Annotated in this window: 17 protein-coding genes; 11 read left to right on the top strand and 6 right to left on the bottom strand. The window is 36.0% G+C overall.

What is annotated here, in order from left to right:
* Positions 1-237: 237 nt before the first annotated feature.
* The 5 genes from mnmE to rpmH form a co-directional block, all read right to left on the bottom strand.
* Positions 238-1,656 (bottom strand): tRNA uridine-5-carboxymethylaminomethyl(34) synthesis GTPase MnmE, encoded by a 1,419-nt coding sequence (mnmE, locus tag DWA31_RS09205; protein WP_114326306.1) that lies wholly within the window; start codon positions 1,654-1,656, stop codon positions 238-240.
* Positions 1,657-1,959: 303 nt separating this feature from the next.
* Entirely contained in the window at positions 1,960-3,603 is a 1,644-nt protein-coding gene (gene yidC, locus DWA31_RS09210; protein WP_114326307.1) for a membrane protein insertase YidC, read from the bottom strand.
* Positions 3,604-3,758: 155 nt separating this feature from the next.
* Positions 3,759-4,007 (bottom strand): membrane protein insertion efficiency factor YidD, encoded by a 249-nt coding sequence (yidD, locus tag DWA31_RS09215; RefSeq protein WP_114326308.1) that lies wholly within the window; start codon positions 4,005-4,007, stop codon positions 3,759-3,761.
* The gene (rnpA, locus tag DWA31_RS09220) at positions 3,974-4,357 is read right to left on the bottom strand and encodes a ribonuclease P protein component (RefSeq protein ID WP_114326309.1); all 384 of its coding nucleotides are present in this window, start codon (positions 4,355-4,357) and stop codon (positions 3,974-3,976) included. The genes yidD and rnpA overlap by 34 nt, the downstream gene beginning before the upstream one ends.
* Before the next feature lie 39 nt (positions 4,358-4,396).
* On the bottom strand, positions 4,397-4,531 hold the full coding sequence (rpmH, locus tag DWA31_RS09225; RefSeq protein ID WP_011045771.1) for a 50S ribosomal protein L34: 135 nt from the start codon (positions 4,529-4,531) through the stop codon (positions 4,397-4,399).
* Positions 4,532-5,238: 707 nt separating this feature from the next.
* Between rpmH and dnaA the strand changes: the two genes are divergently transcribed.
* The 7 genes from dnaA (at position 5,239) to DWA31_RS09265 (ending at position 15,480) form a co-directional block, all read left to right on the top strand.
* Complete coding sequence (gene dnaA / locus DWA31_RS09230; protein WP_114326310.1) at positions 5,239-6,606, top strand: chromosomal replication initiator protein DnaA; 1,368 nt, start codon at positions 5,239-5,241, stop codon at positions 6,604-6,606.
* A gap of 89 nt (positions 6,607-6,695) precedes the next feature.
* The gene (dnaN, locus tag DWA31_RS09235) at positions 6,696-7,799 is read left to right on the top strand and encodes a DNA polymerase III subunit beta (RefSeq protein WP_114326311.1); all 1,104 of its coding nucleotides are present in this window, start codon (positions 6,696-6,698) and stop codon (positions 7,797-7,799) included.
* A 58-nt stretch (positions 7,800-7,857) separates the two neighbouring features.
* Complete coding sequence (recF, locus tag DWA31_RS09240; RefSeq protein ID WP_114326333.1) at positions 7,858-9,006, top strand: DNA replication/repair protein RecF; 1,149 nt, start codon at positions 7,858-7,860, stop codon at positions 9,004-9,006.
* Between the two features lie 18 nt (positions 9,007-9,024).
* Positions 9,025-11,466 (top strand): DNA topoisomerase (ATP-hydrolyzing) subunit B, encoded by a 2,442-nt coding sequence (gyrB, locus tag DWA31_RS09245; RefSeq protein ID WP_114326312.1) that lies wholly within the window; start codon positions 9,025-9,027, stop codon positions 11,464-11,466.
* A gap of 141 nt (positions 11,467-11,607) precedes the next feature.
* The gene (glyQ, locus tag DWA31_RS09250; RefSeq protein WP_114326313.1) at positions 11,608-12,537 is read left to right on the top strand and encodes a glycine--tRNA ligase subunit alpha; all 930 of its coding nucleotides are present in this window, start codon (positions 11,608-11,610) and stop codon (positions 12,535-12,537) included.
* Positions 12,537-14,600 carry a glycine--tRNA ligase subunit beta gene (gene glyS, locus DWA31_RS09255; protein WP_114326314.1) on the top strand — a complete coding sequence of 688 codons (2,064 nt, stop codon included), beginning with the start codon at positions 12,537-12,539 and terminating at the stop codon, positions 14,598-14,600. The genes glyQ and glyS overlap by 1 nt, the downstream gene beginning before the upstream one ends.
* A 628-nt stretch (positions 14,601-15,228) precedes the next feature.
* Positions 15,229-15,480 carry an HP1242/YdcH family protein gene (locus tag DWA31_RS09265; RefSeq protein ID WP_114326315.1) on the top strand — a complete coding sequence of 84 codons (252 nt, stop codon included), beginning with the start codon at positions 15,229-15,231 and terminating at the stop codon, positions 15,478-15,480.
* A 42-nt stretch (positions 15,481-15,522) separates the two neighbouring features.
* Here the strand turns inward: DWA31_RS09265 and tusA are convergent, their stop codons facing one another.
* Positions 15,523-15,768: a sulfurtransferase TusA gene (tusA, locus tag DWA31_RS09270; RefSeq protein WP_114326316.1), complete on the bottom strand. Its 246-nt coding sequence runs from the start codon at positions 15,766-15,768 to the stop codon at positions 15,523-15,525.
* 352 nt (positions 15,769-16,120) lie between these two features.
* Between tusA and DWA31_RS09275 the strand changes: the two genes are divergently transcribed.
* From DWA31_RS09275 to DWA31_RS09290, 4 genes are all read left to right on the top strand, one after another.
* Positions 16,121-18,055: a transglycosylase SLT domain-containing protein gene (locus DWA31_RS09275; protein ID WP_114326317.1), complete on the top strand. Its 1,935-nt coding sequence runs from the start codon at positions 16,121-16,123 to the stop codon at positions 18,053-18,055.
* A gap of 98 nt (positions 18,056-18,153) precedes the next feature.
* Complete coding sequence (gene pepQ / locus DWA31_RS09280; protein WP_114326318.1) at positions 18,154-19,482, top strand: Xaa-Pro dipeptidase; 1,329 nt, start codon at positions 18,154-18,156, stop codon at positions 19,480-19,482.
* A 6-nt stretch (positions 19,483-19,488) separates the two neighbouring features.
* Entirely contained in the window at positions 19,489-20,103 is a 615-nt protein-coding gene (locus DWA31_RS09285) for a YigZ family protein (RefSeq protein WP_114326319.1), read from the top strand.
* Positions 20,104-20,134: 31 nt separating this feature from the next.
* Positions 20,135-21,586 (top strand): TrkH family potassium uptake protein, encoded by a 1,452-nt coding sequence (locus DWA31_RS09290; protein WP_114326320.1) that lies wholly within the window; start codon positions 20,135-20,137, stop codon positions 21,584-21,586.
* Positions 21,587-21,600: the final 14 nt, after the last annotated feature.

Consider the following 21,600-nt stretch of genomic DNA (forward strand, 5'->3'; position numbering starts at 1 on the left):
GTTTATTGATTTTAATGTTTGCTTTGAACACTTGAATTGATCATTTTAGATAATGATTTTTTGATAGGTAAAAATCTGGTCATTTTAAACTTCGGCAAATACCTGCTCTTTTAGAGTGGTGTTAACAGCTTGTGGCAAAAGTGATTGTATTAGTATTCAATATTATTACCACCTCTAGCTTAATTAGGTGCAGACGTTGTTAAAAGCTAGAGGAAGATGTTTTAGCAATAAATAAAGCTATTTACCGATACAAAAAGAGCTAAAAATTTTACCTAACAGATCATCACTGGTGAACTCACCGGTAATTTGGTCTAGTTCTTGTTGGCATATTCGTAACTCTTCTGCGAGTATTTCGCCAGCCACATAAGACTCAAGTTGATCTAAGCCGGTAATCAAATGTAGATGGGCATTCTTTAAAGCGGTTAAATGACGTCTTCTCGCCATAAATCCACCTTCAGTGCTACCTTGGTAACCCATAATACTTTTTAAGTGTTCTTTTAAGCTATCAACACCTGATCCAGTTTTTGCAGATAAGGTTACGACTGTATGTTTGAGTTGTTTTTGATCGGTAAATTCTCTCAACCCTATATTGGAGTGACTGATTGATTGATTGATATCAGCCTTGTTTCTGACTAACGTTAGGCCAATGTTCTTGGGTAGTTTTTCAAAAAATTCAGGGTAATAATTTTTAATATCTTGTTCATCTTCTAGTACGTCATGGTTTTCACTAGCATCTACCATTAATAATACGCGATCGGCTTGTTTTATTTCTTTCCAAGCGCGCTCTATGCCTATTTGTTCTACTTTATCATTACTGTCACGTAAACCTGCGGTATCAATAATATGTAGTGGCATACCATCTATATGAATTTGTTCGGTTAATACATCACGGGTGGTACCAGCAATATCGGTTACTATCGCTGTTTCTTTACCACTTAATGCATTTAACAGGCTTGATTTTCCCGCATTGGGGCGGCCAGCAATAACTACGCGCATACCTTCACGTATTATACTGCCTTGTTGAGCTTGTTTTTGAACACTTTCAACTTGATTAATAATGGCTTTTAAATCGGTTACTACTTTTTTGTCAGCAAGAAAATCAATTTCTTCTTCTGGAAAATCAATAGCCGCTTCAACATACATACGAAGGTGAATTATGCTCTCTACCATTTCATTAACGAGTTCAGAAAAATCACCTTGAAGGGAGTGCAGGGCAGAGCGGGCTGCTTGTTCTGAGCTAGAATTTATTAAATCGGCAATCGCTTCTGCTTGTGTTAAATCTAGTTTATCATTTAGAAAAGCTTGTTCACTAAATTCTCCAGGTTTAGCCATTTTTACTTTTGGAAGGGCAAGAATAGCATTGAGTAGCATGTCTAAAATAACAGGACCGCCATGGCCTTGAAATTCTATAACATCTTCACCGGTAAATGAATTTGGTGCTTTAAAAAATAGCGCTATACCTTGATCCAAAATTTCATTGTTAGCATCGGTAAAAGGTAAATACTCTGCTTTTCTTATTTCCGGTATTTTCCCTAGAATAGCCTGTGCAACATTTTTTGCTTCGGGCCCTGAAACACGAATAATACCGACACCACCGCGACCTGGGGCGGTAGCTTGTGCAGTAATAGTGCTTTTTTCATTAAATGATGATGTCATGGTGTTGTTTTGATAACTGAATAACTAATGGTAGGTATTTTACTTTATTTAGTTGTAATACCAATACAAATAAATATGTGATCATTTTAAATGGACTAAATATTCCAATAACGTCGTTGCTTTCTATCCCAATAGCCAGCTATTACTCAATCAAGCGCCTTGATCTTGAAAATTTAACCTCATTAATATTTGATCACTAACTTACTAGTATTGGTATAACTAACAAAAAAGCGATTTCTTTAAAAAAGAAATCGCTTTTATTTTACTTTAGTTCAAACGCAACTTAACACGTGTTGCTAGCTGTTATGATTTTGCTTGATCTGCAGCTAATTTTTTCTTTTCAATACCACTGAAAATTATTTTCATTTGGGTTATTGAAATTAAGTTACTTATAAACCAGTAAAGCACTAAGCCAGATGGAAACCATGCCATAAAGATAGAGAATGCAACGGGCATATATTGCATTATTTTTTGTTGCATTGGATCTTGTATAGTCATCGGTTGTAGTTTCTGCATTACATACATACTAATACCCATTAATACAGGTAATACATAGTAAGGGTCCATTGCTGATAAATCTTGAATCCAGAATATGAATGGTGCATGGCGTAATTCTACGCTTTCTAGAAATACCCAGTATAGCGCTAAGAAAATTGGCATTTGCAAAATCAGTGGTAAACAACCACCCGCTGGGTTTACTTTTTCTTTACGGTACATTTCCATTGTAGCTTGAGACATTTTTTGTTTGTCATCACCAAAGCGTTCTTTCAATTTAGCCATTTTAGGGGCTAATTCTCGCATTTTGGCCATTGATGTATATTGCGCTTTGGTAAGAGGGTACATACCACCTTTAACAATCAAGGTGATGATAATAATAGCTACACCCCAGTTAGAAACAAAGCTTTGAATAGTTAACAACAGCCAGAATAGTGGTTGGCTGATCATCCATAAAAAACCATAATCAATGGTTAAATCTAAGTTTGGTGCAATTTTTTCTAAGACTTCTTGATCTTTGGGACCAACATAGAAAATTGCTGAAGTAATACCTTGTTGGCCTGCATCAATAGTCATTGCTGGTGCTTTAAAGCCAACAACCGCTTCTAGATTGTTGCTATAGCTAGTATAAAGTTGGTTATTGTCTGTTGCATTGGGTACCCAAGCTGAAACAAAATAATGTTCAAGCATAGCGACCCAACCACCAGGCGTAGTTTTGTTTAAATTAGCTTCGCTAATATCATCAAAGTCATACTTTTCATAGCGATCTTCGTTAGTTGAAAAAGCAGCGCCACGGTATGTTGGCAACATGCCTGACGAAGTATCTGTTAGCGTTGATTGTTTTAGTTGTCCGTACATTTGCACTGAAACACTGTTTGTTGTGTTGTTATCAATAACATAATCAACATTGACACTATAGCTGTCAGCATTAAATGCAAAACGTTTAGTAACGGTTAAGCCTTGTTCATCTTGAAAAGTTAAATCAACTGTTAACTCATCTGCAGACAATTCATAGCTTGATTGTGAGCTGCTATAAATAGGACGACCTTCAATGACTCTATCAACACCATTTGCCCCTGTTAAACCACTTTGTGCAATATATTTCTGATTACCATTTTGTAATATAGTAAATGGAATTCCATTACCTTGTTCTGTATCGAACTTACGCAGTTTAGCTTCTACAATATCACCACCTTGAGTATTAATTTTTATAATTAATGTGTTGGTGGTTACCGTAACTAATTTTGAACTAGAATGCGTAGCCTTTGCTAATGGTGCTGCAGAATCTGAAGATTCAGGTACAAAATCCGCATTAGCACCTTGCTCTGTTGATGTTGTTTGATTGAGGCTTGGTTGTTCAACTGCTGGAGCATTTTCTAATTGCCACTGACTAAATAATAAGTAAGTAACAACCATAAGCGCAATAAACAGCAGACTGCGTTGAGATTCCATAAGGTTTATTTCTCTTCTTTTTGTGTTGACAGAGGGTTATAACCCTCTGCATTTAATTAATTGCAAAGCATTTTAGTATACGTTAGCGAGTTAACCAACCACCTTTTAAAATATGTAGACTAAAATCTATTATTATTATTGAGATAGTATAAGTTTTACTTGTCTTCATCTAAAGGTGGTACAGGATCTTCACCACCTTCATTAAGCGGGTGGCACTTTAATATGCGTTTGCTCGCTAACCAACCACCTTTAACTACACCAAAGCGATTTATTGCTTCACTGGCATAACAAGAGCAGGTTGGGTTAAACCGACAATTTGATCCTAACATAGGGCTAATAAAGCGCTGATAACCTTTGATACAAGTTATAGCTAACTTTTGTGGCGTTGATTTATTTTTCGCCATATTTTTGATAATTGTTGATTAATTTCTTTGTTGTCTAACTGATCAATACCAGACTTTACCATAACCACCATGTCGATAGGAGGTAATTCATGCTGATTTAATCGAAAGCTTTCTCTAATTATTCTTTTTATTCTATTTCGTTGTACGGCAAGTTTTACACGTTTTTTAGCTATAGCGAGGCCTAAACGATTATTTTTACATGAATCATCAGGTAAATTAGAAGGTGTTACAAGAATAGTAAAGTGAGATGAACCGAAACGAATGGGTTTTTTAAATACAGATTGAAAGTGACCGGGAGTCAACAGACGTGACTCCCGATTAAATTCATAAGTAACCTTATTAGTTACCATATCTTAAGTCTAATTTCTAAGTAAGAAAAAGGATTAAGATTAAGCGCTAAGGCGTGCACGGCCTTTGGCACGGCGACGTGCTATAACAGCACGGCCATTTTTAGTTGCCATACGAGCACGGAATCCGTGGTTACGCTTACGCTTTAATACGCTAGGTTGAAATGTTCTTTTCATTACGCTAATCCGTCGGTTGTTGTTGCCCTGACAAAAAAGCCATTATGAGCACACTGGTCTAAAAAAAGAGGGCGAATTCTAATGCTTAACCAAGCTATTGTCAATAAATTATATTCCCTATTTATAAATGATCTTACTTAGGATCCTTAGGATCTTAAATAGTAGGGGGATTATATTTATCTATTTCTGATAATGGTTAAAATAAAACGTGCCTATGTACTTTTCTCAGGAGTTCATTAATAACGTCATCTTCGAAGTCTTTTGTCGAAAATCCATTGTTTTTTTGCTCGGATTCTTTACCAATAGTAAGCTTTTTCTGATTGATCTGCATAGGCATAAAATAAAATATCCACAGGTTTTGATAATTTTAGTTAAAGTTATAATTTACATCACCATATATAAATGTGCTATCTAGTTTTTTTTAGTATTACTTCAATCTGTTTATGTTGATAATATATAATAATTACAATTGGTTACCTTATTGCTAATAAAAATAATCGATAATACTTGTCTGTCAATATTGCACTTGTGGATAAGTATAGAGATAATGGCGGTTACATAATAATAATTTTCACTTGCGCTAGTTTTTCATGTTTACTATTTTTTGTTTATTTTGACATTAAATTTCTTCTTATTCTGCATTCATTTGTCATAAATAGTGAATATAGTTTGCAAGCTGATTAGATTACTTTCCTTTGGAGTTTTGGTTGGAACATTCACTTTGGCAACGTTGCCTTTCTGTTCTTCAAGAAGAATTGCCTGCCCAGCAATTTAGTATGTGGATTCGACCATTGCAATGTGTCGTAACCAATAACGTATTAACACTTTACGCTCCTAACCGATTTGTTTTGGATTGGGTGCGTGATAAATATGTTGATCGTATCAACGAATTAATCACAATGACCGATGGAGAAGATGCTTATCTGTTAAGGTTTGATGTTGGTAGTAAACCATTAACACCAACAGTGAAAAATAATTCTTTATCATCATCTAGTCCTAACTTTAGCAAAAATAATAAAGTACCAGCCGTTAGTGAAGTGAGTGCCGGTTTACCTAAAAAAGCGAATGTTCGAGTAAAATATACGTTTGATAATTTTGTTGAAGGTAAATCTAACCAATTAGCACGAGCCGCAGCATCACAGGTTGCTGACAATCCAGGAGCTGCTTACAATCCTTTATTCATCTATGGTGGGACTGGTCTTGGTAAAACGCATCTATTGCACGCCGTTGGTAATGCAATATTAGAAAATAATCCAAACGCAAAAATTGCTTATATGCATTCTGAACGGTTTGTTCAAGACATGGTAAAAGCGCTTCAAAATAATGAGATGGAGAAGTTTAAACATTATTATCGAAGTGTTGATGCCTTGTTAATAGATGATATTCAATTTTTTGCCGGTAAAGACAGAACCCAAGAAGAATTTTTTCATACATTCAATGCTTTATTAGAAGGCAATCAACAAATTATTCTAACAAGTGATCGATATCCAAAAGAAGTTGCTGTTGAAGATCGATTAAAATCCCGTTTTGGTTGGGGTTTAACCATTGCTATTGAGCCTCCAGAATTAGAAACTCGCGTTGCAATTTTGAAGAAAAAGGCACAAGAGAGTAATATTAATCTTGCTGATGAAGTTGCTTTTTTTATTGCGAAACGTCTGCGATCTAATGTACGTGAATTAGAAGGCGCACTTAATCGAGTTATTGCTAATGCTAATTTTACTGGCCGGGCTATCACCATAGACTTTGTACGTGAAGCTTTACGAGATTTATTAGCATTACAAGATAAATTGGTTACCATCGATAATATCCAACGTACAGTTGCAGAATATTATAAAATAAAAATTGCTGATTTATTGTCGAAACGAAGAAATCGTTCGGTTGCTAGACCTAGGCAGTTAGCAATGGCATTATCTAAAGAATTAACGAATCATAGTTTGCCTGAAATTGGTGATGCTTTTGGTGGAAGAGATCATACTACTGTGCTTCATGCCTGCCGTAAGGTTAAATCATTACGAGAGGAACTTCATGATATTAAAGAAGATTACTCTAACTTAATAAGAACACTTTCATCTTGATATATATAAGTTAAGTGCTAAAATATTTAAATTTGTCATTTAACATTTTTCTTTAATAATAATAAATATGAGAATAAGCAGGAATATAAATGAAGTTTTCAATTAATAGAGAATTATTACTAAAGCCGCTATTGTTAGTTTCTGGTGCGGTTGAACGTAAAAGTACATTACCTATTTTAGGAAATATCCTTTTTTCAGTTAGTGAACAGTCACTTACTTTAACAGCCACTGATTTAGAATTGGAAATGGTTGCTTATGCTGAAATAAACAACCAAGGTGCTGACGGTAAATTAACAATACCAGCAAGAAAGTTGCTTGATATATGTAAAAGCTTACCTGAAAATTCATTGATCACTTTTTCTGCTCAAGACGATACGGTTAAATTGTCTTCAGGTCGTAGTCGCTATTCTCTTTCAACTTTACCCGCTACTGATTTTCCTAACATTGAAGAGTGGAAAGGTGATGTTGAATTTAATTTATTAAAATCTGAATTATTACGCTTAATTGAAAGTACTCACTTTTCTATGGCAAACCAAGATGTACGTTATTATCTCAATGGTATGTCTATTGAAAGTGAAGGTAATGAAATACGCTCAGTAGCGACTGATGGTCATCGCTTAGCCATTTGTAAAATTGCTAATGACTCTTTAGCATTACCTGCTAGACAAGTTATAGTTCCCAGAAAAGGGATTTTAGAAATAATTCGTTTACTATCACCAGTCGACGAAGAGATTAAATTATATTTGGGCTCAAATCATATTCGGATAATAGACACTGAATTTTCTTTTACCAGCAAGTTAGTTGATGGTCGTTTTCCAGATTATCGTCGAGTGTTACCTCGTAATGGCGACAAAATTTTCGTTACCGATAAAGAACAGCTACGACAAGTACTATCACGTGCATCTATTCTTTCTAATGAGAAATTTAAAGGTGTACGGTTGAATTTTTCTAATTCGTTATTAAAAATTACTGCAAATAATCCAGAACAAGAACAAGCGGAAGAAGAGTTAGAAATTGACTTTCCTTATGAAAACTTAGAAGTTGGTTTTAATGTTAGTTATGTACTTGATGTACTTAATGCAATAAAAGACGAACAAGTAAAGTTTACTTTAGCAGATGCAAATTCTAGTGTTGTGATAGAAGGTGCTGATTCGGGTGAAGCACTTTATGTTGTTATGCCAATGCGTTTGTAACCGTTACCTAAGTTACATCTATCTAGTTTGTTTTCCTTTATAAAAATTGAAAAATGAAATGAGTGTTGATAAGTTAATCACCCAAAATTTTCGTAATTTAGATTCGGTATCTATTAACTTTCATCCTCGATTAAATTTTTTTATTGGTGATAATGGTAGTGGTAAAAGCAGTTTACTCGAAGCCCTTTTCTTCCTTGGTCATGGGAAATCGTTTAGAACCACTAAGGTAGATTCACTTGCTCGCCATGAGACTAATAGTTTTGTAGTCAGTGTAAGAGACAGTAATGATCATCAGTTAGGGTTGAGTAGAGACCTAACTTCTGGTTTAACGAACATAAAAATTGATGGTCAACGATACAATAGGTTATCTGTTCTAGCTAAAAATATTGCTATACAGATTGTAACACCAGAAAGTTTTAAGCTTTTTTTTGGTGGCCCCAAAGAACGTAGGCGCTTTATTGATTTAGGTATGTTTCACGTGAAACATGACTTTTCAACTCTGTGGAAGAGTTTTAATAGAGTTCTTAAGCAGCGTAATGCAAGTATTCGTTTAGATGATAGAACAAAGAGTGTAAATAATAATTCAATGTTGTCCTACTGGACAGAACAATTTTGCCAACTGTCGATTGAATTATCTACGTTAAGAGCAAGCTATGTATCAGAAATTATTTCTGAATTAAATTGTTGGTTAGCTATTTTGTTACCCAGTTTAAAAGAAAGAGTAACAGTACAATATTTACAAGGCTGGTCACAAAAGAATACGCTTATTGACGTACTTACTAGCAACCAAGAAAGAGAGGCCAGTTTTGGTTACAGCCTTTATGGAGCTCACAAATTCGATGTTAAGTTTCTTCTTGATAAGAAAGCGATTGAAACTGAATTATCAAGAGGGCAACAAAAGTTGTTTTTACTCGCATTAACTTTTGCACAAACAAGTTTCATTGCAAGAGTTAAACGAGTAAAACCAATTTTATTGATAGACGATATAGGTGCAGAATTAGATAGTAATTCACGTACTGCATTGTCTAAAGCAATAGATGAATTGGATTGCCAAGTAATAATTACTGCAATCGAATCTAGTGTTTTACAACCTTTTTTAGGTGCATGTGAAGATAGAAAATACAGTATGTTCCACGTGAAACATGGTAAAGTATTAGAGATATATCCAGACGATTCTGAGTTCAATAAATCAGAAAAAGCAATGTAGAGTGAATAGGCTAAAACTATGACAGTAGAAAATGAATATGGTTCGTCCAGTATTAAAGTACTAAAAGGACTTGATGCAGTACGTAAAAGACCCGGTATGTATATTGGTGACACTGATGATGGCACTGGTTTGCATCACATGGTTTTTGAAGTCTTAGATAATTCAATCGATGAAGCTCTTGCCGGTCATTGTAGCGAAATAGTTATAATCATTCATCTTGATGGGTCTGTTTCTGTAAAAGATGATGGTCGAGGTATACCAACAGATATTCACCCAGAAGAGGGTGTATCAGCAGCTGAAGTTATTATGACAGTATTACATGCTGGTGGTAAGTTTGGTGGTGAAGACTCTGGCTATAAGGTGTCAGGTGGTCTTCATGGTGTGGGTATTTCGGTGGTAAATGCATTGAGCCAAAAGCTAAAATTGAATGTACGTCGCAAAGGAAAATTGTACGAGCAATTTTATACGGGTGGTGTACCTGACGCTCCATTAGCAGCTGTAGGTGATAGTGAAAAAACAGGCACGGAAGTTCGTTTCTGGCCAAGTAGTGAAACATTCACCGATGTATTATTTCATTATGACATATTGGTAAAACGTATTCGTGAATTATCATTTTTAAACTCGGGTGTTTCTATCCGTTTGATTGATGAGCGTGGAGAAGGTAAAGATGAACACTTTTGTTATGAAGGCGGCATTCAAGCGTTTGTTGATTATTTGAATACAAATAAAACGGCAGTTAACCAAGAAATTTTCTATTTCGATTTAGAAAGAGAAGACGGTATTATTGTTGAAGTTGCTATGCAGTGGAATGATGGTTTTCAGGAGAATATTTTCTGTTTTACTAACAATATTCCACAACGTGATGGCGGAACTCATTTAAGTGGTTTTAGAACTGCATTAACAAGAACCTTAAACTCATACATGGTTAAAGAAGGTTTAAACAAAGCCAAGAAAGGTAGTACTGAAACAAGTGCAACAGGCGATGATGCGCGTGAAGGTTTAACTGCAGTCATATCAGTAAAAGTGCCTGATCCTAAGTTTTCTTCTCAAACTAAAGATAAGCTCGTTTCTTCAGAAGTTAAAACAGCAGTTGAACAAGCTATGGGTGAAAAGCTTGGCGAATACTTATTAGAAAACCCAAGCATTGCTCGTACAATTATTATGAAAATTGTTGATGCGTCTAGAGCACGTGAAGCTGCGCGTAAAGCACGTGAAATGACTCGCCGTAAAGGTGTGTTAGATATTGCAGGTTTACCTGGTAAATTAGCGGATTGTCAGGAAAAAGATCCGGCACTTTCTGAAATTTACATTGTGGAAGGGGACTCTGCTGGCGGTTCAGCCAAGCAGGGACGTAACCGTAAAAACCAAGCCATATTGCCATTGAAGGGTAAAATTCTTAACGTAGAGAAAGCACGTTTTGATAAAATGATTTCATCACAAGAAGTAGGTACCTTAATTACAGCATTAGGTTGTGGTATTGGTCGTGATGAATATAATCCAGAGAAATTACGTTATCACAGTATTATCATCATGACCGATGCTGATGTTGATGGTTCTCATATCCGTACATTGTTACTTACGTTCTTCTACCGTCAAATGCCAGAAATAATGGAGCGTGGCCATATATTTATTGCTCAGCCTCCTTTGTATAAAGTGAAAAAAGGTAAGCAAGAACGTTACATTAAAGATGATGACGGTTTAACAGAATACCTAACTACGCTAGCATTAGAGAATGCCAGTGTTCATGTAAATGAAGATGCGCCGGCTATATCTGGTTTAGCACTTGAACAGTTAGTTAACCAATACCGTACAACGATGGATATTATTAAAAGAATTTCAAGACAAATTCCAAGTGATATTCTAGAGAAAATGATTTACAGCGAAAACATTGCCAAGGAATCTTTTACCGATAAAACTGCAGTAGAAGCTTGGTCAAAAGACTTAATAACTCAACTTGATAATCAAGATGGCAATGGCTCTATTTACACAGTAACTGTTGAACATGATATTGAGCGTAATATTTACTACCCTCAATTTAACGTTCGTCAACATGGCATAGATAAAGTATATAATTGTAGTTATGATTTTATTCAGTCGAGTGAATTTGCTGCAATTGTTTCATTAAACGATTCTATCAATGGTTTAATGGAAGAAGGTGCTTATGCTAAACGTGGAGAGAAAACTAAACCCGTAGAAAGCTTTGAAGAAGCATTAAACTGGTTAATGGCAGAGTCAAAACGTGGTCAGTACATACAGCGTTATAAAGGGCTAGGTGAAATGAACCCTGAACAACTATGGGAAACTACAATGGATCCTGATACACGTCGTATGTTACAAGTAACCATTGAAGACGCCATTGCTGCAGATCAATTGTTTACTACCTTAATGGGTGATCATGTGGAACCACGTCGTCATTTTATTGAAGAAAATGCATTAAAAGTCTCTAATTTAGATTTTTAATAAACTTCTATGCAGTATAAATTGTGTAGTTAAAATACAAATAATATACCCGGTCTTCAATACTGGGTTTTTATTTTTTAAGCATTACAGTTAAATCAAAAACTTGTAATTAAATTTTAATAAAAGTGAATTTGAATACCCATGACTAGTTTCAATTGTAAAACGTTTCAGGGCCTAATCTTTCAACTACAAGATTATTGGTCACGTCAAGGTTGCGTTATCGTACAACCATTAGATTTAGAGGTTGGGGCAGGAACATTCCACCCAATGACTTTTTTGCGTTCAATAGGTCCTGAGCCAATTAGTAGTGCTTATGTACAACCATGTCGACGACCAACTGATGGCCGCTATGGTGAAAATCCAAATCGTTTACAACATTATTATCAATTCCAAGTAATGTTAAAACCGTCACCTAAAAATATTCAAGAACTTTATCTTAATTCTCTGAAAGAATTAGGTATTGACCCCTTGGTACATGATATTCGCTTTGTTGAAGATAATTGGGAATCACCAACATTAGGTGCGTGGGGCTTAGGTTGGGAAATATGGCTTAATGGCATGGAAATTACGCAGTTTACCTATTTCCAACAAGTTGGCGGTTTAGAATGTACACCGGTCACCGGTGAGATTACTTATGGTTTAGAACGTCTAGCTATGTATATTCAAAATGTAGATAGTATTTATGATCTTGTATGGGCTGATGGCCCTATGGGTACAGTATATTACGGTGATGTATTCCATCAAAATGAAGTAGAGCAATCGACTTATAATTTTGAACATGCCGATGTTGATGCACTTTTTAAACAGTTTGATCAATGTGAAAAAGATAGCCAAAAATTGATTGAAGCCAATTTGCCATTACCAGCTTATGAGCAAGTAATGAAAGCCTCTCATGCGTTCAATTTACTTGATGCTCGCCATGCTATTTCGGTCACTGAACGTCAACGTTATATATTACGTGTTAGAACGTTATCAAAAGCTTGTGCACAAGCTTACTATGCTAAACGAGAAGAGCTAGGCTTTCCTCTTTGTAAAGATAATACTGATAATTCAGTAAAAGGAGATAAATAATGGCTAACGAAACTCTCCTGATTGAATTAGGTACAGAAGAATTACCACCGAAATCTTTAAAAACATTAGCGACTGCATTTTATGACAATATTAAAAGTCAGCTTGATAGTAACGATCTTTCTTATTCAGAAATTAAATGGTTTGCTACGCCACGACGTTTAGCCGTACAAGTACTAGACTTGAACGATAAGCAAGCTGATAAGGTAGTAGAAAAGCGTGGACCCGCGGTTAATGTTGCTTTTGATGAGCAAGGTCAACCAAGTAAAGCTGCAATGGGGTGGGCTCGTTCTAATGGGATTACCGTTGAGCAAGCAGAACGCTTAATAACACCTAAAGGTGAATGGTTACTACACAAAGCAACGGTTGCTGGTAAAACTATTAATGATTTAGTCCCTGATATGGTTGTTACGGCATTAAATAAATTACCTATTGCTAAACCAATGCGTTGGGGCTCAGAACGTATTCAGTTTATTAGACCTGCTCATACATTAACTTTAATGTATGGTGAACAAGTTATTGTTGGTGCTGCGTTAGGTGTTGATTCAAGTAATCAAGTACAAGGCCATAGATTTCATCATCAAGGCTTAGTTACACTTAAACATGCCAATGATTATCAAGCTGAGTTATTGAAAGCGTACGTGGAAGTAGATTACCAAGCACGACAAGATAAAATTATTGAACAAATTAAAAAAACAGCAGATGACATTGCTGCTGTTGCTTTAATTGATGAATACTTATTAGAAGAGGTGACCTCATTAGTTGAATGGCCAGTAACGCTAGTGGGCACGTTCGATGAAGATTTTCTTAAAGTACCAGCAGAACCTTTGATTTATTCAATGAAAGATCATCAAAAATATTTCCCAGTAACTAATAATAATGGTGAATTGGTTAATAAATTTATTTTTGTATCCAATATAGAATCAAAAGATCCACAACAAGTGATTTTTGGTAATGAGAAAGTTATTCGTCCTCGTTTAGCGGATGCTGAATTTTTCTTTAAAACCGATCAAAAGCAAACACTTGAATCAAGATTGACCACTTTAGAAACGGTTCTGTTTCAAAAACAATTAGGTACATTAAAAGATAAATCTGAAAGAATAGCCCACTTAAGTCATTTGATTGCTGAGAAAATAGGTGAAAATGGCGTTGATGCCTATCGTGCAGGTTTATTAAGTAAAACAGACTTAATGTCAGATATGGTCTTAGAATTTCCACAAGTACAAGGCACTATGGGTAAGTACTACGCATTAAATGATGGTGAAAATGAAGCGATAGCTCAAGCATTAGAAGATCAATATCGTCCACGTTATGCGGGTGACAACTTACCTGAAGCTACAATCGGTTGTGCAGTTGCTATCAGTGATAAAATTGACACCTTAGTTGGTATATTTGGTATTAATCAATCACCTAAAGGTGATAAAGACCCATTTGCGCTACGAAGAGCAGCAATAGGTGTGATACGTATAATCATTGAGAAACAACTTAATTTAGACCTTGTTACGCTTATTAACGAAAGTATTAGTTTATTCGGCGACAAATTATCAAATGAAAACACCGCTGAGAACGTACTTGATTTTATCATGGGGCGTTTCCGTGCTTTCTATCAAGAGCAGGGTATTGCTGTTGATGTGATTCAGGCTGTTCTGGCGAAAAAACCAAGTGCTCCGCTAGATTTTGATAAACGTATTAAAGCGGTAAGTTATTTTGGTGAGCTACCAGAAGCTGAAACATTAGCGGCAGCGAATAAGCGCGTAGCTAATATTCTTGCTAAGTTTGATGGCCAACTTTATGAAGGCTTTAAAACTGAGCTGGCGACTGAACAAGCGGAAAGAGATCTTGCTGATGTTTTTCAAAGTATCAACTTAAAAGTGTCGCCATTAATGGCAGATAAAAACTATCAAGCTGCATTATCTGAGCTTGCTCAGTTAAAAACGCCTATTGATACATTTTTTGATAACGTAATGGTGATGAGTGACGATGAAGCGGTTAAAATCAATCGCTTAACCTTACTTAATGAAATCCGGAACAGCTTCTTTGCTATTGCGGATATTTCTTTATTGTAAAAAATGTTATAAATCTAGAGTGACAAAAAAAGGGCATAGTAATATGCCCTTTTTTATTGCTTGCAGTAAAATACTCACCTGTATATTTTATGAAGGGTCAAAAGCTGCAGGAACATATACCCGTGTTACTTCAAAATGCAGGATTCCGCTGGAATTAGAAACGTCTTTAGGCACAGGTTCATAGTTCCAGACTGAACCTAAGTACCTACATCCATGTACGCAAGGCATTGATTGAAGATAATAGTTGTTCTATTGTCGAAATTAATAACGCTGCATAAAACGTTTCTAAACAAGCCCTATGGGGATGTCTGAGTAAATCATGCTCTTCGTTGCATCTGTTTTTAAGGGCGCTACATGGATGTAGCTTATTAGAGAATGCAGGAGCATATTCTCCTGAATAACCCTTAATAAAAAGATGCGCCTTGATCATGAATCGCTCAGGCATCCTGAAACACGCATTTTGAGGTGTCACGAGTATATACCTGCCTACAACTCAAGTTAACAATCATAAAGAAACAACAATAAATCAGACCTTTGAGCTAGATCAAATACTGACAAAGATAAAGGCGTAAAGTATTAATGAATATAGATAAAACTTAAAGAAAGACATGACACACAGGAGAATACTATGACCATACAAAAACATGATCTACACCATGAGTTTCCAGAGTTTAATAATGAGATTCACCATTTAAAAATGAATGATAATCACTTTGCCCGCTTATTTACTGAGTACCATAAAACTGATCAAGAAGTACACCGGATAGAGCAGGGTGTAGAAAATACCAGTGATGAATATATCGAAAAGAGAAAGAAGCAAAGGTTAAAGCTAAAAGATGAATTGTTTGTTATGTTAAAAAAAGTAAAGTTACCTGCATAATAAATTATTGCTCTAACGAGCAAGGAGAACTAATAAAGAGTTTTAGTTCTTCTTGATTACAAACAGGTAAGGTTTACCGTCTACTTTTTTAGCGACAAGCTCATGATCCATAAATCGACAGAAGCTAGGAATGTCACGCGTAGTTGAAGGATCATCACACTTAATTAATAACGTTTCACCAGAGGCTATTTTTCTTATATTTAGGCGCACCATCATTACGGGTTCTGGACAGCGTAATCCCATAGCATCAAGAATATGGTCAGTTGTTTGGAAAATAGTGTCTAGCATAGAGGCAATTAAAATAGTTAGATAATAAAGCTAAGGATATTGTACTGTATTTGAATAATAATTAAGAGTAGATCAATTATTTAATTAGTCTCTGAACTATACCCAAACCTCCTCAGAATGCCAGAATAAATCATGATCAAGGTGCATCTTAATATTAATGGTTGTTCAGTCGTCCCCAAAGGGCTGGTTTAAAACGTTTTATGCTGCGTTATATACTTTGATAAGGGACTAATCATTCTCTTCACTCAATGCCTTACTTAAATGCGTTTCTAATTCCAGCGGAATCCTGCACTTTAAAGTGGTTTGGGTATATACTGAGATACATTGAATAAACGGATTAAAATTAAAATACATGACGGTTAGTTTAGTGCAAAAAATGTTGTTAGTTATATTGGCTTGTGTATACAGCCTAGGCGCACTTGCTAGTGAGCCACTGAACTTAATAGCAGATAAAATTCAGCAACAGCGATTTATTAAAGCAGAAAAACTAGTATATAAGAGTAAATCTACACAATACAAATCACTTTATAACCATCTTCATTATTATCCGTTACAACCTTATTTAGATCAGAAGCGTTTGCTAAATAGTATTCGCTTGTCTAATACAGTAGAAATAAATGAATTTTTAGTTAAATATAAAGGAACACCGCTTGACTGGCCATTACGGAAAACGTGGTTAAAATATTTGGCAAAGAAAAAACAAGGATTATTATTTTTACAGGTTTATAAGCCGACATCCAATGCGGAATTAAGTTGTCAGTACCTTAAATTTAGGCTCGCATCAGGCTTACCTGAAAGCGTGGTCTTGCCTGAAGTAACTAAGTTATGGAAGGTTGGGAAATCACAAAGTAAAGAGTGTGACCCATTATTCGAACGCTGGCAAAAAGCAGGTTATCAAACTAATGCCGTAGTGTGGCAACGTATTGCTTTAGCGGCTGATGGCGGCAAACACACCTTAATTCCTTACTTAACCAAGTTATTACCACCAGAACAGCAATACTTAGCTGAGTTGTGGCATAAAGTTCGCCGTGATCCATCACTGGTAGGAAAGTTAAAATATTTTCCTAACAACTCAATACGTGAAACTGAAATATTAGCTTATGGTTTAATGCGTCTTATTTGGCGTCATCCAAACAACGCCATTCGTAGTTATAAAAAAGCGCAGCAGAAGTTTGTATTTACACATGCGCAGCAGCGACGTATCAATGAAAAATTTGCCTTAGCATTGTCGGCAAAAAATCATCAACAGGCTCAAGTGTGGTTGGATAAACTGGAGTTCAGTTCTTTAAATAAAAATATGTTGCAGTGGCGTTTATCACAGGCTTTAAAAGAACAAGACTGGCAACGCCTTATTGTTGATTTAAAACTATTACCCAGTCAGTATAAAGACGATTTAAAATGGAAGTATTGGTATGCACGGGCATTAATCGCAACAGATGCTGTTGAACGTGGCCAATATTTGTTACAACAGTTGGCAAATGAGCGGCATTATTATGGTTTTTTAGCCGCAAGTTATTTACGAGCGCCAGCGAGCATGCAACATAAACCGTTGGCGTTTTCTTACGCAGAAAAGCGACGGGTTATAAATTACCCTGCCGCAAAAAGAGCATTTGAATTCTATCATTTAGGGCGTTATTACAAGGCGCGTTCTGAGTGGAATTATCTAATTAGCCAACTAACCAATAGAGAAAAATTGATTGCAGCAAAAGTGGCTAATGAAAACCAATGGTTTGATCGAACCATTTTTACTTTAGCTAAAGTTGGTTATTTAGATGACGTAACACTCCGGTTTCCTAAAGCATTTGATGAAGAGATTAACCGTCATGCGAATAATGAAAAAATAGCACCGGCATGGGCATTTGCGATTGCCCGTCGAGAAAGCTCTTTTATGACGGATGCTCATTCATCTGCGGGAGCAGAAGGTTTGATGCAACTAATGCCTAATACCGCTAAATCGCTAAAAAAAGGTAAAATTAATCGTAATTATTTACTCAATGCTGACAACAACATTCAACTTGGTACTCGTTATTTGAAAAAGCTACTTGATAGAAATAGCGGGAATCAGGTCTTAGCAACAGCCGCTTATAATGCTGGGCCACATAGAGTAAAAAGTTGGCTGAAAAATTTAAAAGCGATTCCTGCTGATATTTGGATAGAAACTATTCCCTTTAAAGAAACACGAGATTATGTAAAAAGTGTTTTAGCATATCAAGAAATATATCAGCATGAGCCAGGGCAGGTTAGTCAGCTTTTTGTGCAAGTTACTAATATGAATATCGGTGATTAAACTGCAAATATTTAGATACACCTCTAATCGCTAGCTTTAGCCGTACCTAACTTGAAAAAAACGTTATGTCATCAAGAAAAAACTTCAGGGGCGCTTTAATGAGTAAGCAAACAAATAAGTTAAAAGAAGAATATTCACAGCATTTAGATCAATTACAACAAAGAACCAAGCAGGCGTTGTCGCGCGAAAATATTGAAGGTATTGTTATTCATTCTGGTCAAGAGGTTAAAGCTTTTCTTGATGACAATACTTACCCTTTTAGAGTAAACCCTCACTTTAAACATTGGTTACCATTAATTGATGCACCTAACTGTTGGCTTATCATTAATGGTGAAGATAAACCAACGTTAGTCTATTATCAACCAGTTGATTTTTGGCATAAAATAAAACCTTTAACAGAAAGTTATTGGGGAAAGTTTTTTGACATAAAAATTCTGAAACAGGCGAGTGATGTTGATAAATTATTGCCTTATGATAAAAAAGGTTTCGCTTATATTGGTAGCCATGTTGAAGTTGCCAAAGTGCTTGGTTTTGAAGCTATTAACCCTGAACCCCTGCTTAATTATTTTCATTATCATCGCGCTTATAAAACCCCTTATGAACAAGAGTGTTTACGTCAATCAAACAGTTTAGCTGTAACGGCACATAAAGTCGCTAAGATGGCTTTTTTAAGTGGGGATACTGAATTCGAGATTCAAAATGCTTATCTTAATGCCATAGGTTATACCGCGAATGAAACACCTTATGGCAATATTGTCGCGTTAAATAAAAACTGTTCTATTTTGCATTATATGGGTTTAGATAAAATACCTCCGCAAGCACATCAATCTTTTCTAATTGATGCTGGCGCTAATTTTAATGGCTATGCTGCTGATATTACGCGTACTTATTCTTTTAAACGGGATAAATTCGCTGAATTGATCGCACGTATGGATAAACTCATGTTAAATGTAGCGAAGGGCTTAAAGCCAGGGCTATGTTATGTTGATTTACACATTGCTGCCTACCAAGAAATAGCACAAGTGTTGGTGGAGTTTGATTTTATCAATGTGAGTGCTGATACCGCAATAGGTTCAGGCATAGTGAGTACATTTTTCCCTCATGGCTTGGGACATCACCTTGGTTTACAAGTACACGATGTTGGCGGTTTTATGGCTGATGAGCGCGGTACACATATTAATGCACCAGAAGCGCACCCATTTTTACGTTCATCAAGAGTTATTGAAGCAGGGCAAGTATTTACCATTGAACCAGGTTTGTATTTTATAGACTCTTTACTGCAAAACTTGAAAGAATCAGCTAGTAGCGATCAAGTTAATTGGCAAAATGTAGATGAAATGCGTGCCTTTGGTGGTATTCGCATAGAGGATAATATTATTGTTCATCAATCACATAATGAAAATATGACCCGTGATTTAGGTTTATAATTTATCGTGAGTAAAGACTATCAAATAGCAGTTAATAAAGTTGAGCATGAAACGGTTGTTAATCGTAGCCGTTTTATTTGTTATCTATCTCCCTGTATTAGTATTGAAGAGGCTAAAGTTCAGGTTAAGTTTCTTCAACAGTTACATCCACAAGCGAGTCATCATTGTTATGCTTTTTTAACTAAAGCTGCTAACGATAGCCTAGGTTATGGTTATTCTGATGATGGAGAGCCAAGTGGAACGGCTGGAAAACCAATGTTAGCAGTATTACAAGGTGGTGATATTGGCGAAGTCTGCGCTGTAACAGTTCGATATTTCGGCGGAACTAAACTAGGTACGGGGGGATTACAGCGAGCTTATGCTGACAGTGTTCGCCAAGCACTTGTCTTTTTACAGGCGAAAACTAAAATAGCGATGGCGACAAAAACCCTGACATGTCAATATAGCCAAGTTGATGATGTGTTACATATAATTAGCCAAGCAGAAGGGCAAGTTATAGAACAAGAGTATTTGCAACAAGTTCAGTTTAGTTTATTAATTCCGGAAGCTAAATTAGCATTAGTAGCGCAAAAGTTACAAACATTATCGGCAGGAAAATTAGTATTAACTAATTTGAAGTAATAGCATTTAACCACTAAAAAAATAATAAAACGTGCAATATAAAAATATTATCCGAATTTTAGGTTTATTGGTGGCACTCCTTAGTGTCACCATGTTACCGCCAGCTTTAGTCTCCATGATTTATCGTGACGGTGGTGGTGTGCCTTTTCTATTAGGTTTTCTTTGGTGCTTGTTTACAGGGTTTGTAGCGTGGTATCCAAATAGATATGAAAAAACCGACTTAAGAGCCCGAGAAGGCTTCCTTATCGTGGTGTTATTTTGGCTAGTATTGGCGAGCTTTTCTGCGATTCCTTTGATTTTATTAGAACAGCCGTATTTATCTGTTACTGATGCTTTTTTTGAATCATTTTCTGGTTTAACAACTACGGGCGCAACTATTTTAAATAATATAGAAGGCTTGCCTCATGCCGTCTTATGGTATCGCCAGCAATTACAATGGCTTGGTGGTATGGGGATTATTGTCTTAGCGGTAGCAGTATTACCGATGTTAGGTATAGGTGGTATGCAATTATATCGCGCTGAAACACCAGGGCCAGTTAAAGATTCAAAAATGACTCCACGTATCGCTGATACTGCTAAGCACCTATGGTACATTTATTTCTCTTTAACTATCGCCTGTGCTATTGCCTACTGGCTTGCAGGTATGTCGGGTTTTGATGCAATATGCCATTCATTTTCTACTATCGCAATTGGTGGTTTTTCTACTCATGATGCGAGTATGGGGTATTTTAATAGCCCAACAATTAACTTAGTGTGTGTATTTTTTTTGGTAGTTGCTGGTGTTAACTTTGCCTTGCATTATGCTGTAGTGCAAAGTAAGTCGCTTCGAAATTATTTTTATGACCCTGAGTTTAAAGTTTTTATTGCGATACAACTGGCGCTAACGCTAGTTTGTTTTACTGTTTTGATGACTTTTGGAACTTATGAGTCAGCTGATCAAGCTTTTGATCAGGCATTGTTTCAATCTGTTTCTATCAGTACAACGGCAGGTTTTGCTACGACGTCATTTGCTGATTGGCCAACCCTGTTGCCTATTTTACTTATTTTTTCTAGTTTTATTGGTGGTTGTGCTGGCAGTACAGGTGGTGGTATGAAAGTAGTACGCGTGTTGTTGTTGTATTTACAAGGTTTGCGTGAACTAAATAAGCTGGTTCATCCTAAAGCCGTGTTCAGTATTAAAATGGGTAAAAAAGTTTTGCCTGATCGTGTTGTTGAGGCTGTTTGGGGGTTCTTTTCTGCCTATGCGGCAGTGTTTGTTATTTGCATGTTATTACTACTTGCAACAGGTATGGATGATATTACTGCCTTTACCGCGGTTGCCGCGTCTATTAATAACCTTGGTCCGGGATTAGGTGAGGTTGCTGCGAATTACTCAACAATTGGTGATTCCAGTAAATGGGTATTAATTATGGCTATGTTGTTTGGCCGTTTAGAAATATTCACTTTACTGGTACTATTCACTCCTGCATTTTGGCGTACATAACTACATAACTACAT

It is taken from the genome of Candidatus Colwellia aromaticivorans, assembly GCF_003333305.1.
GTDB lineage: Bacteria > Pseudomonadota > Gammaproteobacteria > Enterobacterales > Alteromonadaceae > Colwellia > Colwellia aromaticivorans.